The organism is Bacillus pretiosus, from assembly GCF_052947655.1.
The window spans coordinates 987,130-1,005,631 of record NZ_CM129593.1 but is presented as its reverse complement, the minus strand read 5'-3'; the positions used below and the strand labels follow the sequence as shown (position 1 = coordinate 1,005,631).

22 protein-coding genes are annotated in these 18,502 nt (G+C 32.1%); 7 read left to right on the top strand and 15 right to left on the bottom strand.

Annotation, left to right across the window (positions count from 1 at the left end; genetic code table 11):
• Window positions 1-62: 62 nt before the first annotated feature.
• Both ACU8YW_RS05185 and ACU8YW_RS05180 read left to right on the top strand, forming a co-directional pair.
• Window positions 63-2,753 carry an ATP-binding protein gene (locus ACU8YW_RS05185; RefSeq protein ID WP_088610005.1) on the top strand — a complete coding sequence of 897 codons (2,691 nt, stop codon included), beginning with the start codon at window positions 63-65 and terminating at the stop codon, window positions 2,751-2,753.
• A 16-nt stretch (window positions 2,754-2,769) separates the two neighbouring features.
• On the top strand, window positions 2,770-3,627 hold the full coding sequence (locus ACU8YW_RS05180) for a CheR family methyltransferase (RefSeq protein ID WP_426933942.1): 858 nt from the start codon (window positions 2,770-2,772) through the stop codon (window positions 3,625-3,627).
• A gap of 38 nt (window positions 3,628-3,665) precedes the next feature.
• Here ACU8YW_RS05180 and ACU8YW_RS05175 read toward each other — a convergent pair whose 3' ends face one another.
• From ACU8YW_RS05175 to rsbV, 5 genes are all read right to left on the bottom strand, one after another.
• Window positions 3,666-4,808 carry a fused response regulator/phosphatase gene (locus tag ACU8YW_RS05175; protein ID WP_088062273.1) on the bottom strand — a complete coding sequence of 381 codons (1,143 nt, stop codon included), beginning with the start codon at window positions 4,806-4,808 and terminating at the stop codon, window positions 3,666-3,668.
• A 167-nt stretch (window positions 4,809-4,975) separates the two neighbouring features.
• On the bottom strand, window positions 4,976-5,416 hold the full coding sequence (locus ACU8YW_RS05170) for a ferritin-like domain-containing protein (RefSeq protein WP_426933943.1): 441 nt from the start codon (window positions 5,414-5,416) through the stop codon (window positions 4,976-4,978).
• Between the two features lie 69 nt (window positions 5,417-5,485).
• Window positions 5,486-6,262 carry an RNA polymerase sigma factor SigB gene (gene sigB, locus ACU8YW_RS05165; RefSeq protein ID WP_088610003.1) on the bottom strand — a complete coding sequence of 259 codons (777 nt, stop codon included), beginning with the start codon at window positions 6,260-6,262 and terminating at the stop codon, window positions 5,486-5,488.
• Complete coding sequence (rsbW, locus tag ACU8YW_RS05160; protein WP_087957589.1) at window positions 6,225-6,707, bottom strand: anti-sigma B factor RsbW; 483 nt, start codon at window positions 6,705-6,707, stop codon at window positions 6,225-6,227. Before rsbW ends, sigB begins: the two co-directional genes overlap by 38 nt.
• A gap of 6 nt (window positions 6,708-6,713) precedes the next feature.
• On the bottom strand, window positions 6,714-7,052 hold the full coding sequence (gene rsbV, locus ACU8YW_RS05155; protein WP_001999229.1) for an anti sigma b factor antagonist RsbV: 339 nt from the start codon (window positions 7,050-7,052) through the stop codon (window positions 6,714-6,716).
• Between the two features lie 197 nt (window positions 7,053-7,249).
• On the opposite strand from rsbV, the gene ACU8YW_RS05150 reads away from it, so the two are divergent.
• On the top strand, window positions 7,250-7,450 hold the full coding sequence (locus tag ACU8YW_RS05150; RefSeq protein ID WP_000390989.1) for a methyltransferase: 201 nt from the start codon (window positions 7,250-7,252) through the stop codon (window positions 7,448-7,450).
• Window positions 7,451-7,632: 182 nt separating this feature from the next.
• Here the strand turns inward: ACU8YW_RS05150 and ACU8YW_RS05145 are convergent, their stop codons facing one another.
• The 3 genes from ACU8YW_RS05145 to ACU8YW_RS05135 form a co-directional block, all read right to left on the bottom strand.
• Window positions 7,633-7,884 carry a GlsB/YeaQ/YmgE family stress response membrane protein gene (locus tag ACU8YW_RS05145; protein WP_000522902.1) on the bottom strand — a complete coding sequence of 84 codons (252 nt, stop codon included), beginning with the start codon at window positions 7,882-7,884 and terminating at the stop codon, window positions 7,633-7,635.
• A 75-nt stretch (window positions 7,885-7,959) separates the two neighbouring features.
• Complete coding sequence (locus tag ACU8YW_RS05140; RefSeq protein ID WP_001293468.1) at window positions 7,960-8,160, bottom strand: CsbD family protein; 201 nt, start codon at window positions 8,158-8,160, stop codon at window positions 7,960-7,962.
• A gap of 50 nt (window positions 8,161-8,210) precedes the next feature.
• Complete coding sequence (locus ACU8YW_RS05135; protein ID WP_000448812.1) at window positions 8,211-8,600, bottom strand: YflT domain-containing protein; 390 nt, start codon at window positions 8,598-8,600, stop codon at window positions 8,211-8,213.
• Between the two features lie 192 nt (window positions 8,601-8,792).
• Here ACU8YW_RS05135 and ACU8YW_RS05130 point away from each other — a divergent pair, with 192 nt between their 5' ends.
• Entirely contained in the window at window positions 8,793-9,248 is a 456-nt protein-coding gene (locus ACU8YW_RS05130) for a hypothetical protein (RefSeq protein WP_426933944.1), read from the top strand.
• An 86-nt stretch (window positions 9,249-9,334) separates the two neighbouring features.
• Here the strand turns inward: ACU8YW_RS05130 and ACU8YW_RS05125 are convergent, their stop codons facing one another.
• Window positions 9,335-9,748 (bottom strand): hypothetical protein, encoded by a 414-nt coding sequence (locus ACU8YW_RS05125; RefSeq protein ID WP_426933945.1) that lies wholly within the window; start codon window positions 9,746-9,748, stop codon window positions 9,335-9,337.
• 462 nt (window positions 9,749-10,210) lie between these two features.
• Here ACU8YW_RS05125 and ACU8YW_RS05120 point away from each other — a divergent pair, with 462 nt between their 5' ends.
• Window positions 10,211-10,318, top strand: a complete 108-nt coding sequence (locus ACU8YW_RS05120; protein WP_000505670.1) for a YjcZ family sporulation protein — start codon at window positions 10,211-10,213, stop codon at window positions 10,316-10,318.
• Between the two features lie 199 nt (window positions 10,319-10,517).
• Here the strand turns inward: ACU8YW_RS05120 and ACU8YW_RS05115 are convergent, their stop codons facing one another.
• From ACU8YW_RS05115 to ACU8YW_RS05105, 3 genes are all read right to left on the bottom strand, one after another.
• Window positions 10,518-11,426 carry an alpha/beta fold hydrolase gene (locus ACU8YW_RS05115; protein ID WP_426933946.1) on the bottom strand — a complete coding sequence of 303 codons (909 nt, stop codon included), beginning with the start codon at window positions 11,424-11,426 and terminating at the stop codon, window positions 10,518-10,520.
• A 226-nt stretch (window positions 11,427-11,652) separates the two neighbouring features.
• A complete protein-coding gene (locus ACU8YW_RS05110) occupies window positions 11,653-12,288 on the bottom strand; it encodes a hypothetical protein (RefSeq protein WP_142310549.1) in 636 nt (211 codons plus the stop codon).
• Between the two features lie 126 nt (window positions 12,289-12,414).
• Complete coding sequence (locus ACU8YW_RS05105; RefSeq protein ID WP_426933947.1) at window positions 12,415-14,151, bottom strand: S-layer homology domain-containing protein; 1,737 nt, start codon at window positions 14,149-14,151, stop codon at window positions 12,415-12,417.
• Window positions 14,152-15,298: 1,147 nt separating this feature from the next.
• Here ACU8YW_RS05105 and ACU8YW_RS05100 point away from each other — a divergent pair.
• The gene (locus ACU8YW_RS05100; RefSeq protein WP_137014997.1) at window positions 15,299-15,514 is read left to right on the top strand and encodes a hypothetical protein; all 216 of its coding nucleotides are present in this window, start codon (window positions 15,299-15,301) and stop codon (window positions 15,512-15,514) included.
• Window positions 15,515-15,861: 347 nt separating this feature from the next.
• Here the strand turns inward: ACU8YW_RS05100 and ACU8YW_RS05095 are convergent, their stop codons facing one another.
• The gene (locus ACU8YW_RS05095; RefSeq protein ID WP_097908539.1) at window positions 15,862-16,143 is read right to left on the bottom strand and encodes an LCI fold-containing protein; all 282 of its coding nucleotides are present in this window, start codon (window positions 16,141-16,143) and stop codon (window positions 15,862-15,864) included.
• 402 nt (window positions 16,144-16,545) lie between these two features.
• On the opposite strand from ACU8YW_RS05095, the gene ACU8YW_RS05090 reads away from it, so the two are divergent.
• Window positions 16,546-16,656, top strand: coding sequence for a YjcZ family sporulation protein (locus ACU8YW_RS05090; protein WP_000540371.1), 111 nt, complete (start codon window positions 16,546-16,548; stop codon window positions 16,654-16,656).
• 440 nt (window positions 16,657-17,096) lie between these two features.
• Here ACU8YW_RS05090 and ACU8YW_RS05085 read toward each other — a convergent pair whose 3' ends face one another.
• Both ACU8YW_RS05085 and ACU8YW_RS05080 read right to left on the bottom strand, forming a co-directional pair.
• A complete protein-coding gene (locus ACU8YW_RS05085) occupies window positions 17,097-17,567 on the bottom strand; it encodes a DUF6773 family protein (protein ID WP_048561603.1) in 471 nt (156 codons plus the stop codon).
• A 13-nt stretch (window positions 17,568-17,580) separates the two neighbouring features.
• Window positions 17,581-17,766 (bottom strand): helix-turn-helix transcriptional regulator, encoded by a 186-nt coding sequence (locus tag ACU8YW_RS05080; RefSeq protein WP_330938379.1) that lies wholly within the window; start codon window positions 17,764-17,766, stop codon window positions 17,581-17,583.
• Window positions 17,767-18,502 lie beyond the last annotated feature (736 nt).

The following is an 18,502-nucleotide window of genomic DNA, read 5'->3' as shown; positions in this document are numbered from 1 at the left end:
TATTACGTTTTTCATTCTTTACAATTGAAAACTTTGAATAACCTTGAAGGTAGGAATTTTTAATGAAATCGAAAGCAAAATTTAGTATTCGCTTCAAAATTATGGCTGGTTATTTAGTTATCATTTTGTTCTTGCTTATTTCTTTCATTATGTTAAACAATGGGATTTCCAGTTTACAAAAATCTCGTAATTTTATTATTGATCACGATTTTAAAGTTCTTAATTTAACGAATCAAGTGGAGAAAGATTTACTAACAATTGAAAATAAAGCGAAAGGATTTATCACTTCTAATGATGCAAATTACGTTCAATCTCTTAACGCTGCGGAAAAGGATTACGAAAAACATTATCAAGATCTTTTAGCTCTATTAGAGGATAACCCTTCTCAGCAAGAAAAATTAAAACAGATTAATGAAAACATTACTAGTTGGATTAATAAAGAGATTCACCCATTCATTACGAATCACAATAGTAATAACGTACAAGCAATCGACACGACTCAAATTCAATCACTACAATCGCAGCTAACTAACTTCCGTAGTGTAGAGGAACAACTAACGAAAAAAAGAGCTGCACAATTAGATACTCAAAATAATAAATTAGAGATTTGGTTATACGGTTTATTGTTCTTACTTTCTTGTATTTCTATTATCATTTCACTCTATATTTCGAATTCCATTACAAAAACGATTAAAAACGTAATTCAAGCTATTAAATCCATTTCTTCTAAAGAAAAAATTACGGAAAGAATTCATGTAAACACACGGGATGAAATAAAAGATCTTGCTCATACAACGAACCACCTACTAGACGAAATATCTAAAAGAGAGTGGTTACAAACCGAGCTTGCAGAATTAATTTTAATGTATCAAGGTGTACCTTCTATTGAGATATTAGGTAAAAAAATTCTTAGTGGAGTTATACAAAAAACGCAAACCTCTTGCGGTGCATTCTATGTACGTGAAGAAATTGAAGAAACTGTCTACTATGTAAAGAAAGCTTCTTTCGCCGATCAAGGTGCTGATATTGGAAAACAATCCATTAAAATGGGTGAAGGTTTAATTGGACAATGTGCTTTAGAAAAACAAAGCTTTATTCTTCGAGAAATACCAGAAGAATTTCGTTATGTCACTAGCGGCTTATTAGAAATACGCCCTAAAAACCTACTAGTCGTCCCTATCTTATTTGAGGATGAAGTAATCGCAGTAATGGAATTAGTAAGTGTAACTGAGATTTCAGACTTACATCAAGATTTAATTCAACAAACTGTTGATAACCTAGGTTTAACAATCCATAGTATTATGGGACGTATGCGAATTCAAACTCTTTTACATGAATCACAAGCAATGACAGAAGAGTTGCAAGTTCAATCAGAAGAATTGCAAACGCAAGCTGAAGAACTACAAATGCAAGCCGAAGAATTACGAACAACGAATGAACAACTAGAGTCTAGAACGGAAGAGGCAGAGCAAAAGACAGCTGACTTACAAATTACTAAATCAGAATTAGAAGAAAAAGCAAGTGAGTTATTACGTAGCTCAAAATACAAATCAGAATTTCTAGCAAATATGTCTCATGAATTACGCACACCGTTAAATAGTATTTTACTATTATCTGAAATGTTAAAAGAAAATCATGATAATCATTTATCCGACGATGAAATTGAATTAGCAACTGTCATTCATTCATCAGGAAAAGATTTACTTACTCTAATTAATGACATACTTGATTTATCTAAAGTAGAAGCTGGAAAACTAGATGTTATTTTCGAAGCAACAAACATAAGTGACATGGCAGCAAGTATGCATCAAAACTTTTTACATATAGCTGCACAAAAAAATGTCGAATTTACGATTGAAGACAGTGATACGATTCCTGATCTATTTTATACAGATGCAAAACGGATTGAACAAATTATTAAAAACTTATTATCCAATGCATTTAAATTCACGGAAAAAGGATCCGTCTCTTTACATTTCAATTCAATAGAAGCAACTAATTTAAGTCATGAAATGCAGTCTATAAGTAATGATTGGATTACAATTTCAGTAAAAGATACTGGTATTGGTATCGCTAAAGAACAGCAGCAACTCATTTTCGAAGCCTTTCAACAGGCAGATGGAGCAACAATTCGGAAATATGGTGGTACAGGCTTAGGGTTATCTATTTGTAAAGAGTTTGCTAGATTGTTAGGTGGTTGGATTACGTTAGAGAGTAATGTAGGAGAAGGCAGTACTTTCACTGTATATATTCCTAACCTTCCAAATGGATTAACTGATATACAAGTATCCAATTTAGAGGTTGCAGCAACGATAGAAGATGTTACCCCTGCTGAAGTTGTGGAGGAAACTATCGTGACTCCTGAAACAAATAATGTCTTCCAAGAGAAAACCATTTTAATTGTCGATGATGATCACCGAAATATATTTGCATTACAAAATGCATTAAAAAAACAGCATGCCAACATTATTACTGCACAAAATGGCATAGAGTGTTTAGACATACTAAAAAACAATACAAATATTGACCTTATTTTAATGGATATTATGATGCCGAATATGGACGGTTATGAAACGATGGAACATATCCGAATGAACTTAAGGTTACATGAAATACCTATTATCGCATTAACTGCGAAAGCAATGCCAAATGATAAAGAGAAATGTTTATCTGCTGGCGCTTCAGATTATATAAGTAAACCATTAAATTTACATCAACTCTATTCGGTAATGAGTGTATGGTTAATAAAATAAGTGAGGTTTAATTTAAGTGGAAAATAAGTATTATAATTTTGATCCATCCGTCGATATGGATAAGCGCACGAACTTAGAAATTGAATTACTATTAGAAGCGTTATTTAAACTATCTGGCTTCGATTTCCGCCAATATGCTCGTACATCTATTTATAGAAGAATTTGTAATCGAATGCAGATCTCTAATATACCAACCATTTCAAAGTTAATTGAAAAAGTAATTCATGAGGAAGGGTTTTTAGAACAGTTATTAAATGATTTCTCCATTAATGTAACTGAAATGTTCCGTAACCCTAACTTTTTTAAAGCGCTAAGAGAGCATGTCATTCCTGAATTAAAAAAGTATCCTGAAATTAGAATTTGGCATGCTGGATGCGCAACTGGTGAAGAAGTATTATCCATGTCCATCTTACTTCACGAAGAAGGATTAAGTGAAAAAGCTGTTATTTACGCAACAGATATGAATACAAATGTGTTAGAAAAAGCAAAACAAGGCATCCTTCCGTTAAATAAAATGCAAACTTATACGAAAAACTATTTACAAGCTGGCGGTACACAAGCATTTTCTAACTACTATTCAACAGATAATCGTTTTGCTTATTTTAATCCATCTCTTTTACAAAACATTATCTTTGCGCAACATAATTTAGTAACTGATCAATCTTTTAACGAATTTCATATTATACTTTGCCGTAACGTTTTAATTTATTTTACAGGTAAACTTCAAAACCAAGTACAGCAACTATTTTATGAAAGTTTAGGCCACAATGGATTCCTATGTTTAGGAAATAAAGAAACTCTTCGTTTTTCAAATATAATGCCGCATTATATCCAGTTTAATCCGAACGAACAAATCTATCAAAAAATACAATAAAAGCGTATGAAATCCTCTGTTTGGATTTCATACGCTTTTTATTTCGCATTCGTTTGTATCATAATGAGGCACATATCATCTGATTGTGTTTTCTTCTGTTCTTCCTTATAAAACCCTTCTATCTCTTCTTCTAAATCTCCCCATTTTCTTTCTGTAAAAGCACGTAATTTCTCTTCAGACTCAAATTCATCATTTGCAATTGCTTCAAGCACACCATCTGTAAATAATAATATTTGAGCGTTCTCCTCAAAAGGTATAACTGTCTTTTCAACTTTTATTTCATCAAAAAATCCTACCGCACAACCCCCGCGATTTAGTTCCACTACATTCGCTTCATCGACTAAAACGTATCCAGAAGGATGTCCTGCATTTACATATTCAATTGTTCTCTTTTCTGTATCAACTACTAAGTATATCGCTGTAAAATAATATGGAATATTATCATTCTCATTATGTAAAAGAGTCATATATTTATTTAAGTCTTTAATGACAAGTTCTGGATCGATTAAAGATTTAATCGTTTCACGTAATACAGACGAAATAAACATACAAACTAATGAAGCAGATATACCATGTCCCATCACATCTAATAATATAATACCGTAGCGGTTTTTATCGATTTTATACCAATAATACATATCTCCAGCTAGTTTGAATGAAGGTAAATAGCTTGCTTCAATTTTTATATGATCTTCTCTTAATGGGCTACTTAATAAGTTTCTTTGTACTTGTGTAGCTAAATCCAATTCATTACGAAGGTTTTCTTCTTGTTCTTTATGCCAATTTAATTCCGATTTCAAGCGTAATGCTACACGCATACGCGCTAACAATTCAACTTTATTTATCGGTTTCGTAATATAATCCATTGCGCCTATATCAAGCGCTTCAGCTAATTTATTCGCATCTTCTAAAGCTGTTACAAAAATAATAGGAATATCTTTAAACTTCTCCTCTTTTTGTAATCGCCTACAAACTTCAAGTCCGTCAATTTCAGGCATCATAATATCTAATAGTATTAAATCAATTTCATTATACCTGGAAGAATCTTTTCCAAATTGAATGTATTCGAAAAGCTCTTGTGCAGAATTAAGCGATACAAGATCCTGATATCCGGCTTGTTTTAAAATTTTTTCAATTACAAAGATGTTAACCGGATTATCATCGACAATTAAAATGGACACAAGTTATTTCCCCTTTTCTTATATAAAATGTAAATCTATGATCATTTTCTATTTTTCTAGTATTACATACTCAGTTACAAAATGAAAATTTCCTACTCAAACATATTTTTTATACAGCAAAAGAACAAACCCCCTAGAAATGAGAGTTTGTTCTTTCACTCTATAAATTAATTTAACACCATTGCTTTATCACTTAAAAGACGATCTAACTCTTCCATATGATTTGTTTCATCTGCAATCATATCTTCTAACTTTACAACTAACTCTGTCATATTTAATTTCGCGGCCTGTTCTTTTCTCGTTTCATAACGCTTAATTGTTTCATATTCTGACTTCCTAGCTTCTTCTAACATTTCTCTAACATCTTCTACTTGTTTCACTGGTAAAGAGATCGTAGTAGGTGTACCACCTAACGTCTTAATTTTCTCCGCTAAATATAGGGCATGTCCTTGTTCATCACTAATTTCAGATTCAAAGAAAGGTTTTAACACTTGTCTATATATACCAGAAACTGTAGCAGCATTATGGTTATACATAATAATTGCCGAGTATTCTCCTGCTAAATCTTTATTCAATCCTTCGATTAGTTCTTTCACATCGTGTGACATTTTTATATCTCCTCCTATACTTAATAACTACCCCTTTTCTCATGTTTTAAACATAATTCTTTAAAATTTTTATGTATCTAAAAACGCTGCTTGCTTCAATTTACTTATCGCTTGTCTTTTAATACGAGAAACGTGCATTTGTGAAATACCTAACCGTTCCCCTGTATCCTTTTGATTTAAATTCTCTCCAAATATATAATGAATGACACTCTTTTCCGTCTCATTTAATACGTTAAAAATATCCTTTAAAACGAGACGTCTTTCTGTCTCTTCATATCCTTGCTCTACTTCACCTACAGATTCAATTCTCGCTACCGAACTGCCATCAGATGAATTTTCAACTACATCGTCTAAGGAAGATACTCGATAATTATTTTTCGCATCCATAATTTCTAGCACTTCCTCTTCGGATAGTTCTAAATGATCCGCAATCTCTATAATCTTCGGTGAACGTTGCAGTTGATCTGTTAGCTCCTCTATCGCAAGTTTAATCTTCCCGCCTAAATCTTTCATTCGCCTTGGAACATGAATACCCCAAGTTTTATCACGTAAATACTTCTTTATTTCGCCTACTATCGTAGGTATTGCAAACGGCTCAAAAGCATTCCCTATCGAGTAATCATACCTTCTTATTGCGCCTAAGAGCCCTAACATTCCTACTTGTATAATATCCTCATGCATCGGCCCACCTTTTGAATAGCGATATGCAATGGAATGTACGAGATTTTTATAGTGATGAACTAATCTTTCCTGTGCTTCATCACATTGGTTTTGTTGGAAGTCTGCAATTAGTTTAATAACGTCTTCTTTAGCAAGATTTGTAGGTTGAGATTGGATTTCCATCATTCTCCACCTGCTCTCTTTGTATATATTTTGTCATTAAAACTGTCATGCCCTCATCATGCATAATTTGTATATCATCCATTAACGTATTGATTAAATATAAACCTAAACCATTTTCCGGCAAATGTTCTACTGGTTTACTAATATCATACGGACCAACTTTCTCTTTTAAGGTGCTAAAATCAAAGCTAATCCCATTATCAGCAACCATAATTTCTAATCGATCTTCATATAGCCCAAAGACAATTGCAATTTCTCCAACGTCTTCTTTGTATGCATGTTGTACAATATTTGTACATGCTTCACTAATAGCAATTTTCATATCTTCTATATCGTCATAAGCAAAGCCCATTCGATTCGCAACACCAGCCATTGTTAAACGAATAATAGCCACATATTCTGCCTTTGCAGGAATTTTCATTTCTATCTTTTCAAATCTCTCCATCATCCCTAGTCACCTTCTTTCTACTTTTTCAAAATCGGAATTCAAATTTAATATTTCTGTTAGTCCTGTAATATCGAATAATCTTTTTAGTCTTTTAGATACACCAATAAACTCTAGCTTTCCATCATTTTTCTTAATTGCTTTTAATAGAGCTATAAACACACCTAAACCTGTACTATCCATATACTCTACCTCAGTAAAATCTACTACAATATGAACCTCTTTTTCGCTTGCAATAGGCATAATCTTATTTTTCAAATCTGATGCCGTATATGCGTCAATTTCACCATTAAGTTGTACTGTATAACCTACATCATTTTGCAAAATATTTATTGCCAAATTCATCATTTCCGCCCCCTTATCTCAAACTCTTACTATTTAATTACCCATAAAAATTAATTTTAAACATATTTTTTTTATTTTCATTATAAATAAATTTTCTACACCTTTCTCGGCTTAACACTTAAATCGTACTAATAAATGTTTAAAACTTATAATTTTGTGTATGTATAATGTATAAACATTATTTTTAGGGGGATCTATCTATGGAAGAGCACAACTTTAAAAAGGGAGATTTTGTTCAATTTTCTTATCGACACGATCATGCTACAAAATTAATTGGTTCCATTATTAACATACTAACGAATACAATTGTAGTGGATATCGGTAATAGCGAAGACTTATCTCATATAGAACCAAGGCAGGTCGTAAAAATAAATAATTGTGAAAAAGTAACGATGGTTTAATACATAATAGAAAGTGTAATTTTAATGAGTGGGGGTTCTTCATCCTCCACTCTTTCCTATGCAGATTACATAAAAAAAGCATCCAAATTAGTTTAATTGGATGCTTTTTTTATGTATTTTTACGAGCTTATTAACCTTATAGTCGCATATAACAAACTTAAGATTACTATTCATTATCATACTTACGCTTTCCGCAGCATTCTAGAAAAGAATGTAACGATTAAAATAAAGACGATTGCACCTAATAAAGCTGGAAGAATAAAGATGCCTCCCCATTCAGGACCCCAATGACCAAATAACGCACTACCTACCCAAGATCCGATTAATCCGGCAATCACGTTACCAACTATACCTAACGGAAAGTCTTTTCCTGTAATCATTCCAGCTAACGCACCAATAAGTCCACCTACAATACACGTAATAATAAGTCCCACAATTAAACCTCCTATATTCGTTTTATATTGGATTCATCAAGCTTTGGTATGTAACCAAAGCTTGATGAACATATATTATTCTTTATTATCCAATTCATCACTTATCTTTTGTTTCACTTTTCCGACTTTTTCTTTTATCGTTCCCTTCGTTTTTTCCCACTTCCCTTCATTTTTCAACTCTCTATCTTCTGTAACTTCACCAATTCCTTCTTTTACTTGTCCTTTTTTCTTTTCAACTTTACCTTTAACTTGTTCTTTTAGTCCGTTCTCACTCATATTTACAATCTCCTTTTCGTAATAGATTTATAGATTTACAGGATACAAATTTAAATAGAATACATGCATCTTCTTTCTTGTAACCATTCACCGACTCTTTCTAAATCCTTAACGAATAACAAGATTTTTCCTTCATCCAGCTTTTCTTCGTAGAAGTTCGCCTCTTCCTCATTAAGCCCTAACTCTTGCATCTTATTTCTTAACTGATCTCCCGTGTTTTGAAAGACGTTAATAATGCTTGTCCCAAGTCCCTCCTCCTTTATCCCAATTGTATTCACGTCTGCATTGTCTGCGATTCTATCTGTCCTCTCTTTCTCATGTGTTAATACGTAAATATCTTTTTGGTCTATCCCTTTCTTCACTAGATCATTCGCCGCATTCATGACCTCTTTCTCCGTAATAAATTCATATACAAAAGGTTTACTATACTTCGTTTCCATCTTTAACTTCCTCCTTTAAAATGAATTATTTGTTATATTATATGTAGTACACCCATTTTCGAAATGTTAAACATAAAATATGAAAAAAGTTATGTGAATTTTTTCTATCCTAAAACTAGTAGAGTAAATCCGCTTACAATAACTACCTAAATTAACAGAAAATTGTTATAATTAAACGTAAGGAGGGATACTATGAAAAAAACAACTTATTTATGTGCTCTAACCGCTCTATCTTTCACTTTAATAGGCTGTGCCAGTACCTCAGCTACAAACAAATCTCCACAAGCTAAACAAGAACAGAAACAAAATGCCTTTCAATTAAACTCCGCAAATATTACAGATATCGAAATACTTAGCACAAAAAATAACAACGTTTCAAAATCTCAAACCGACAACGAAGAAATGATACAATCTATCGTTTCAGCAGTTCAAAAAGGCACGCCTAAAACAATTACACTAGATCAAAAAAAGCGAAAATCTGCACATTCTACTATAACCGTTACATATAAAGATGACGCAAAAGAAGAGTTTCTTGTGTGGATTGATAATAAGGAGCAAATTACGATTGCTAAAGATGAAAAGAAAGATAAGGTTGAAGGTGTGACAGTGAATATTAAAGATGTGAAAATGATGAAGGATTTCTTTTAAAATTTTAATATAATTGATGTTAAAAAAGAGTAGGATGTAATCCTACTCTTTTTTAATCTTGTCCAATAAATAAACTTGTATAAAATCTATTTAAGATCTAATTTTGCTAAATCATGTTGTAAAACATTATTTCCTTCTTGTGGGTTAAATACTATTGCACTAAGACCAAAAACATTCGTAACAACATCTCTATCTTTCGAACGAATGATTCTTACTTCATAAGCAAAAACTCCTGAAGGAAGAGCTGCTGAACGAAAAGTAACATATCGATTAGGTGCCAATGTTTGTGTTGAAGGGTCTACTAATGGTAACAATACCGGAGAACCCGATGACCAATCAAACATTTCAACAGTTACTGTATGAGTATCATCTGGATCAACATTCATAGCTTCCACAGTAAGAAACAACGTAGCGGAATGTCTACGTAATACACCCGTTGACAAAGTTTCATTGTGATGTTTATGACATTTTTCAGGAGGATGACTATAGCCATAACTCATATCAATCCCCCCCTTTCATTTACAATTAAGGACAAGTATTCCTTATAATATATAATGCTAGTATTATTTTAATGAAAGGTATAAAAGCGGATTTCCATCTGTATTTTTGGATATTTTATTTTTCATTTATTCCCTCTTAAAGAATAATATAGATTCTCCTATTCTGCCCTTGAACTCCTTCTAAGAATAAAGTGAAACTTTAATCAGTGGGGATTTTCTTCATCCCCCACTGATTATTAGTTGAACCAATCGGACTTTTATGGGCAGCCCGACCCCCACCTAACTTCTTTGCTTTCGCTGAATTTTGAGGTGGGGGGCTTACTGCCCATTAAAGCGGGATAAATAAATCTATTTTGGAAAGGACCTGCTCCATTCATTTGTAAAAGCATAAAGTAAATTGAATCCGTTAAAACACATGAGTGAACTCTTGGTTTTCCTCTCCTATTAAAAGGAGGAACTATTATGGGCTTTGGTGGTAGTTGTGGCGGCTGTGGCTTCGCCGGAGGATTTGCTTTATTAGTTGTATTGTTTATTTTATTAATCATCGTTGGAGCTGCTTGCTTCTGCTAAAAAACTATCGGAAAGACACTCATGTGAGTGTCTTTTCTTCATATGTAAAAAAAGCCCGTCTATTTCCGTAGGCGGGCCTTATCTTTATTACACAATAAGAAAGTATACTCTCTTTTCCCTTGATTTTTTATGTAATTATACATATTCATGAAAATAGAAGAAGTAAAATTGTCATTACAACATATTTTCCACTTTCAACCTAGTTATCAGTAGAATGTTTCTCTATAAAATCAAGAATTCTAGCATTAACTTCGTTAGAGAACTCACCATTAATTGCGTGAGATGCATTTTTCCAGTTCACTATATCTATATCTTTAACGTATTTTTTTCCAGTTTCAACTGCTTTTACCGAATTGTGCATTGTACTTTTTTCAGCCATTAAGGCAAGCACTGGAACATTGATATTTTTTAAGTCTTCTTTACTAAATAAATCAGGCGCTGGTGTTTTCAATTTATAGTTACGCATGCCCGACTCGATTAACTTAGCGATCGGCTCATCATCATTTGTTTCTGCTCCTCCAGAAACATAGCTTAACATCTTTTCTCTTAAAAACTTAGGTACAATAGGAACGGAAGCTGGAATAGATGCCAGAATCATCCTTATGGATATTTGTGCAAATACAAAGACTGGGTCCAATAAACTAGCCGTCGCAATATGCTTAGGGTTATATCTGGCCAAATTCATTGCTGTCCAACCTCCAATAGAGACACCCACGATATGCACTTTTTTTAAACCTAATCCTTCAATTACTTCATTTAACCATTCTGCTTGTTGTTTTTGGTTTTCAATCACCTTCGTTTGCACGCTCATTCCAGGTTCACCAAGTAAATCGATTGTGTAAACAGGCCTTTTCTCCCTTAATCCTTCTAAATTTGGTACCCACATTGGAGTAGATGCACCACGTCCAGGAAGTAAGATTATCGGTTCCTTATGTTTATTTTCCTCTTTAGTAAAGTAATACGTACGAATTGTGCCAAATGTAGTTTCTATATCTTTCATGTCATTAGGTGCTGGAAGAAGTGCCATTGATTCATCGTAGGCAATTCGGAAGTCTTCTTTTCCTTTTTCAGATATAAAGTGACCAACCTTATTATCATCTCTCTTCATTTTAATTCCTCCTTTCTACAAATATATGGATGAACTTTATTTATATATTCATGGGAATCATCCATTGAAAATGTATCTTCTTTAAGCCAGAACTGTCATTTAGAAAAAAGAGAAAGACACCCTAAGGTGCCTTTCTCTGACTTGAACCATCTTAATTTTAATAATATGTATTGGACTCTCATCCCATAACAAAAACGCTACCTTTTTAAAAGATAGCGTTTTTATATTATCCTTGCTTATTCTTCGCTTTCATTTGCTCTTCATAAACAAACTTTGCGGTCATAAAATCGTTAGGAAAATCTCCCAATGCCTTCTTCATCACATTTAATTCTTCTTGTGATTTGATCTCTACTCCGTTTAAGAAATCAAATGCTTTTGATTGTTCATCCGCAACAAAGTTTTGCGTCATATAGTCATCTTGGAAGTCTTGCTTCGCTTTTTCTTTCACTTTGTTCATTGCATCTGTTTTATTTATACTTTTCACAGGGTTTGCGAATGCGCCTGTAGGCTGTTCTGGTTTCAGCTCTTCTTTCGTTTCCGGCTGTGGAGCTGGGGCTGGTTGTTGCTTAGGTTGTTCTTGTTGAACTGGCTGTTGTACTACTTCTTGCTCTTTTTTCGCTAATTCATCTTTTAACTTCTTAACTTGCGCATCAAGAGATTTTTTTTCAGTTTCTAATACACTCATATCACTTTTTAACTTTTGCATTTCCTCATAATGTTCATCTACTAATTTATTGTATTCTTTCTCAGTGTACATTTTTTCACTAGTTGATGTCGTTTTTCCCTTCGCAATAACTACATTAATAATTACAAGTAACACTATGATTCCTATTAACGCAGCTAAAATCTTCTTTTTGTTCATTATTAATCCTCCAAAATGTAAAATTACCAAAGTCATCATAACAGATGTAGCTACGTTCCTTTGTCATATTTTGTCGAACTAAAATAATAAAAAAGCATCTGAAACAGATGCTTTTTCTCATTCTCACTACATAAACGTAATCGTCACTAAAGAATATCCTTCTTTCGCATTATACGGCTCCGCTTTATAAGAAACACGGTTTGCTCCTTGCGGATAACCGATTTCTCCAATTACTTTTTTCACGTCTTGCAATGCGCCATCCATTGATTGTTTATAAAGGATTTCAATCTTTGGTGACTTTTCGTTATAACGTTGCTGCATTTTATTTTTGAATTCATTATAGTTATTTGCAATGTATTCATTTCCTAAATAATTTAACTTTGTATCTTTTAAAATTTGCTGATATGCAGGGTTTTTCGTACTACCTGCCGCAATTTTATTTGTTAATGTACTATAATAATTTGTTGTAGCTTGCGGATAGTCCCCGCGGTTCCACTCATGATTTCTTGCGATTTGCTCATCTGATAAGTTGAAATAAGAATATGTTACGCGGCCTTGTTCATCTGGTATTGGATCATCGAATGTTGTATCAAGGTGATACCATTTGTTTTCGATTTTCACTAAATTCCAAGCATGAGGCTGACCGTCTCCAGTTCCTACTACAAAATGATTCTCAACTCCAGCTTCTTTTAATAATTGATAGGTTAATAGTGCGTAACCTTGGCAAACTGCAGAACGATTTACGATTGCTTCATATGCGGTGTAAGCTTTATAAGACGTATCATAAGAAATATGCTTTACGACATAATCATGAATCGCCTTCACTTTTTCGTGATCATCCATTCCAACTTGCGTAATAGAAGAAACAATTGCCTTTGCTTGCTTCATTACATATTCCGTTTGTTCTTTCGTTTCACGATATGTAATCTTTAACGTAAACGTATAATTTCCAGGTGATCCAGAAATTCCATATGAAACATTCGATCTATTATAATTTGTATACTCATTTTTACTTGCGACTTCTTTATAAGCGTTGAAAAGTGTCTTCATTACTTCTTCCTGATTACCATTTTTCGTTTTATATGGAAGTGTAATATTCGTTTCGTACGCATTAATACGCTTTTGTACTTCATCTTTAAATGCTGCTAATAATGCCGCATCCCCTGTATCTTGCACCGCAACTTCAGGCTTTTTATATTTCAAAGTATTATATAAAAACTGTGCATACTGTTCACGTGTTACCGTTTTAGATGGCTCAAATTTCCCTTCGCCTGTACCAGAAGCAATCCCGTTTGATTGCACCGCACTAATTGCATTTTCACCCCAAAAACCGCTTGGAATATCGTTAAACGTATGCTTTTGTTTCGCAAAAAGATGGAAAGCGTTTGTAAGAATTTGCGCCATTTCTGCGCGGCTAACAGAATCTTTCGGTCTAAATCCACCGTTTGCATCACCTTTAAAAACCCCTAATTTCGTTAACGTTAAAACCTCTTCTGGGAACAATGTTGAACCTGAGCGAATATCTCGATACGGATTATTTAAAGTAGATCCATCTTTTAATACGTAACGAGCACCTTCATTACTGAACGTACCACCTTGCTTATTTGGTACTAACACACGATAAATTAAAGCTGCAACTTGTTCTCTCGTCGCAACATCACCGAAACCAAACTTTCCATTTCCATAACCGGAAATAATATTTTTACCCGCTAAATCTTTAATCGCCGGATACGACCAATGTGATGTAGGCACATCAGAAAAAATACCTGCCTCAGCAGCCTTTACATCACTGCCGTTTGTATACAATAAAGCACCACCAATAAGTGATAATGATGTAATTGATTTTAATAGTTTTGTGTACATAATTCCTTCTCCCAATACGTTCTCTATTTTATATTTTGTCGAAAAATCTAAAAATATGACAAAATACATTATACAATTAAAAGGTTTTGAGGGATATATTGAATTTTAAAATATGCAAAAATTCATATTAATATATTTTTCCGTGTTAATATTATGTTGTTTTATTTATGAATATGTATAGGTAGTAACTCGTTATAACTCCCCTCATGGTAATCTCTAATTTTATATTGAAATTCTTTAAAATAATTCTTCTTTATTTCTCAATATAAGGAGTCTTGGATTTTCATTAACACTCCTGTAATATTATTAACAAAGAGTAAAGTAAGAGTTACTCTTTGCCATTTTAGAAGAGGTTCTGTTGGAGACAACAGAACCTTTTTTCATATAGAGGTAGTTTTATTAAATTTTTCACCACTAACTATAAAAAAACATCTTATAATCATAATGTAACAAATTGATGCATTTAGGGTAGATCAACTGCCAGTTACACTAGAACTTATTCTTTTCATTCTTATAGTAATCAGTGCTGTTGGCTATTTAATAAAAGACTACCGACTATCATAATCTAATTTATAAAACATGAATTCCTTCGAATAAAACTCAATATTATGTCCATAATGTTGATAGGCTGTATGCCAACATTCATTTAGTTTTCTCTGTATCTCCTTGTATTGAGCAGTTAGCCATTGCTAGCTGCTCTTTTATATATAACCTTATTAGACAAGTTTTCATATAATATAGTCATTCCTTTCTTATAAAGTGAAACTTTAATCATTGAGGGTTTTGTTCATCCCCCAATGATTATCAGCCCTCACCAATAGGGCTTTTACGGGCAGCCCGCCCCCTACCTAACTTCTTTGCTTCCGTTGAATTTTAAGGTGGAGGTCTTACTGCCCGCAAATAGCGGGATAAATTAAACCTGTCACTTGAATTATAAAAATTGAATTATATCCTATAACATTTTCAGGAATCATCCATATTTTATTTCTAAAAAATTGCTTTGTTTCACTGAAAGGTGGTTGCGGAAACAACCGACTTTTTATTTATGGCAAAATGAGATTTCTATTAAGATTCATTACAAAGTATGTTATTACTGGTACAATATGGTATAATAAATACAGATCAAACATTGAAAGGAAATATGACAATGAAAAGATATTTTAACTTCATTTCACTTTTCTTAACTGTACTCGTAATAATTAATCTTACAAATATACATACAAAGTACCAATTCTTTATAGGTGCATCTATAGCATTATGTTTAACTATTATTTCTACAAATGAAATTATAAAATTCCTTGCTACTAGTAGCTTATTAGTTTACGCATTTGCCGCTTTTACTCTTTTAAGTATTGCTTGCTAACTTTCAATGTCGCTTTTATTAAAATAGCGTTTTTATGTAATTCTAATATTGAGGCACATACGACTTTTTTATTCCAATCACGATTTGTTCATTTTTTTGATACATTTATGGAACATTCATACGTTACGTGGGATAAATCCTTTTGACAGAATGAATAATGAGCTATATCTTTTTCTCAATGAATTTATGTATTTAACATGATAAAATAATAGTTGGATGGGAGTCCAATACATATTATTAAAATTAAGATGGTTCAAGTCGCAGGAAGGCACCTTTGGGTGTCTTTTTTTGTGGAGAATCAGTTTAAAAACTAAAAGAACCTCAATAAATGAGGTTCAAAAAATCTACTATTTTAAATTACCTTCGTAAAAAGCAACTCCATTTTGAACATGTTTTAAATACCACGTAATCGTCCCACCACAAACATTTTCATTAAAACTATTAGCATATACTCCATTTGAGTAATAAAGAGTTCTTTTGAATTTACCATTAGAATACTCATAAGGAATTGAGCATGTTGCTTGCTTCGGAGAGCTCACAGCTTTTTGCGTATCAGCTGAAACTGCCCCAATTCCTCCTGTTAATGCAATACCAGTTGCTAATGCTCCTACTACTAATTTCTTGAACATAATAAATCCCCCTTTAATAGTTTTTATAGCTTACAATTTAAATGTATCACTTTTGTAATTTATGTAAATATCTTGAATATGTAGAAATATTTATTTAATTTTTGGTAATATTAGGATTTTATTTTATCAAATGAAAAATAGAGGAGTTAGAAAATTATGTAACAATGCATAATAAATCAATCAGATATTATGATATACTCACAAAGAACTGATACAAAATTTCTTTAGATTGGAAAACTAAAGTCTTATCTACCTAACAGGAAGGCGCCTAATGGCGTCTTTTCTTTATTTTCAAAAGGACCTGCTCCATTCATTCTTTAAAACATAAAGTAAAGTGAACCCATTAAAATCCATGGAATGAACCCTAGTTTTACCCTCTTATCTAAAGGAGGCACTATTGTTATGGGATATGGTGGTAGTTGCGGCGAAGGCTGCGGTTTCGCTGGAGGATTTGCTTTATTAGTTGTATTATTTATTCTATTAATCATTATCGGATGCAGTTGTTTCTGCTAAAAAACTATTAGAAAAGGTACCTATACTATATATAGGTACCTTTTCTTTATGTGCCTTATTCATTATCTGGTTCCAAACTTTTATCACGATTGGATTTGTTTTTTCATTTTTCGCATTCGTCATACCTCAAATATGAATCGATTTAAGACATGAGCTTTTAACTAAAAGAATTTTGGGCCACTTTTTCCCACAAAGGAAATATCTTTTTTGAAAAACTCTATTATTTTTAATAAAAAATAAGTTCATATAGATGCTATTTATAAAATCTAAGAATAGATAATAGTATAAAAAAACACCATTCCTCATAACCTATAAATGGAGTACCGCCACATCACCATCAAGTTAAGAAATTCATTGTACCCCCGAAATGAAAAAAGATGAAAAAATAATAAAAAGCTTATCATTAATTGCTAAAAGATAAGCTTCTTTGTCTATACTTATTAAATTTTATTGGATTTCTTCCATGCTAACACTGTAATAAGATATTGAACACCAAATAGGACGGCGAAAAGTATAATGAACCTCGCTATTACTGATAACCATCCAACGAAATCTTCAGGTAAGTTATATTTGTATGTGGTAGCACCTATTGCGACAAAACAAAAAATAAAGGTATTACTCATTTTTTCTTTTAATTTTTCATTTAATTGTTCTTTATTATTAATATCTGTTTCATAAACACCAGTCAGAATAGATTTAATAAAAAAGAATATCATATAAAAAATTATAATGGCTAATGAGGCAGCCCATTCTAGAAATGGACGGTGTAGATATGCTCCTCTTATTATAAAATCAACAAAAGCTATAAGTAGGACAACAATTCCAGATTGAGCCCAAATTTTCATTTCGATTTGTTGAATTCTTTCATCTGAGTGCGTACTGAGTGAAAACCATTTTTTTAGTTTTTCCATTTTAAAGTTCCTCTCAAAATAATTTATCTAAGCTTTTATCTAATATTTTATCTATATGAATACAAAGTTTTAAAGAAGGGTTATATTTATTACTTTCAATAAGACTAATGGTTTGTCGTGTAACGTTTACAATATCGGCTAGCTCTTGTTGGGTCAGACCTTTTTCTACTCTTGCAATTTTCATTTTACTTACAGACATTAAATACACCTCATTTGTAAAAATAAACATTATACCATAAATCTTATATTCTATATATTATGTTATTTTTAGGTTAAATGCAATATATATTTTACATTAAGACGCATATATATTACTAATATCTTTTCTCATTTCTGTTATTTTTTGCATCTAAAACCATCCTACAAATAACATTAAAATTATTAATTCACTAGCTTATTAGAACAAACTGGTTAACTATATAATGTTTTAATAAAATATAGATATAATTTAAGAAGGTAAAGTTAATATAGATCAACTAAATAACGCAAAGAAAATGTTTTATTGCATAAAAAAAGGCTCCATTGCTGGAGCGCTCAAAAATAAAATAAGTAAATGAATTAAAACAAATAACAGACAATTTAACTATATAGATTAAATATAAATGAATCTATATATATGCAATACTTCATATAAAAACCCTATTTTTTGATGCTATAATAAGCTTACTCGATGATTGTTATATATTTTTATGGTTTTTAAGCAATACAATACCTTCTTAACACCAAGTGTACAAGTAAAAGAAGACATCTTAATCGGTGTCTTCTTTTCTTATACAATAACACAATAAAATTAAGAAGAGGCAAGTCCGAGGAAGGCACCTTTAGGTGTCTTTTCTTTTAGGGAAAGGAATAAATTTTACCAGGATATATATGAAAATAAATCATCTGATTATAAAATAAAAAACGCTCATTTGAGCGTTTCATCTATATACCTA

Coding starts and splice junctions, on each gene's coding strand:
- ACU8YW_RS05185 (WP_088610005.1), top strand. CDS start 63: ATGAAATCGAAAGCAAAATTTAGTATTCGCTTCAAAATTATGGCTGGT.
- ACU8YW_RS05170 (WP_426933943.1), bottom strand. CDS start 5,416: ATGTCACACGATGTGAAAGAACTAATCGAAGGATTGAATAAAGATTTA.
- sigB (WP_088610003.1), bottom strand. CDS start 6,262: ATGATGGAAATCCAATCTCAACCTACAAATCTTGCTAAAGAAGACGTT.
- rsbW (WP_087957589.1), bottom strand. CDS start 6,707: ATGATGGAGAGATTTGAAAAGATAGAAATGAAAATTCCTGCAAAGGCA.
- rsbV (WP_001999229.1), bottom strand. CDS start 7,052: ATGATGAATTTGGCAATAAATATTTTGCAAAATGATGTAGGTTATACA.
- ACU8YW_RS05150 (WP_000390989.1), top strand. CDS start 7,250: ATGGAAGAGCACAACTTTAAAAAGGGAGATTTTGTTCAATTTTCTTAT.
- ACU8YW_RS05140 (WP_001293468.1), bottom strand. CDS start 8,160: ATGAGTGAGAACGGACTAAAAGAACAAGTTAAAGGTAAAGTTGAAAAG.
- ACU8YW_RS05135 (WP_000448812.1), bottom strand. CDS start 8,600: ATGGAAACGAAGTATAGTAAACCTTTTGTATATGAATTTATTACGGAG.
- ACU8YW_RS05130 (WP_426933944.1), top strand. CDS start 8,793: ATGAAAAAAACAACTTATTTATGTGCTCTAACCGCTCTATCTTTCACT.
- ACU8YW_RS05125 (WP_426933945.1), bottom strand. CDS start 9,748: ATGAGTTATGGCTATAGTCATCCTCCTGAAAAATGTCATAAACATCAC.
- ACU8YW_RS05120 (WP_000505670.1), top strand. CDS start 10,211: ATGGGCTTTGGTGGTAGTTGTGGCGGCTGTGGCTTCGCCGGAGGATTT.
- ACU8YW_RS05115 (WP_426933946.1), bottom strand. CDS start 11,426: ATGAAGAGAGATGATAATAAGGTTGGTCACTTTATATCTGAAAAAGGA.
- ACU8YW_RS05110 (WP_142310549.1), bottom strand. CDS start 12,288: ATGAACAAAAAGAAGATTTTAGCTGCGTTAATAGGAATCATAGTGTTA.
- ACU8YW_RS05105 (WP_426933947.1), bottom strand. CDS start 14,151: ATGTACACAAAACTATTAAAATCAATTACATCATTATCACTTATTGGT.
- ACU8YW_RS05100 (WP_137014997.1), top strand. CDS start 15,299: ATGAAAAGATATTTTAACTTCATTTCACTTTTCTTAACTGTACTCGTA.
- ACU8YW_RS05095 (WP_097908539.1), bottom strand. CDS start 16,143: ATGTTCAAGAAATTAGTAGTAGGAGCATTAGCAACTGGTATTGCATTA.
- ACU8YW_RS05090 (WP_000540371.1), top strand. CDS start 16,546: ATGGGATATGGTGGTAGTTGCGGCGAAGGCTGCGGTTTCGCTGGAGGA.
- ACU8YW_RS05085 (WP_048561603.1), bottom strand. CDS start 17,567: ATGGAAAAACTAAAAAAATGGTTTTCACTCAGTACGCACTCAGATGAA.
- ACU8YW_RS05080 (WP_330938379.1), bottom strand. CDS start 17,766: ATGTCTGTAAGTAAAATGAAAATTGCAAGAGTAGAAAAAGGTCTGACC.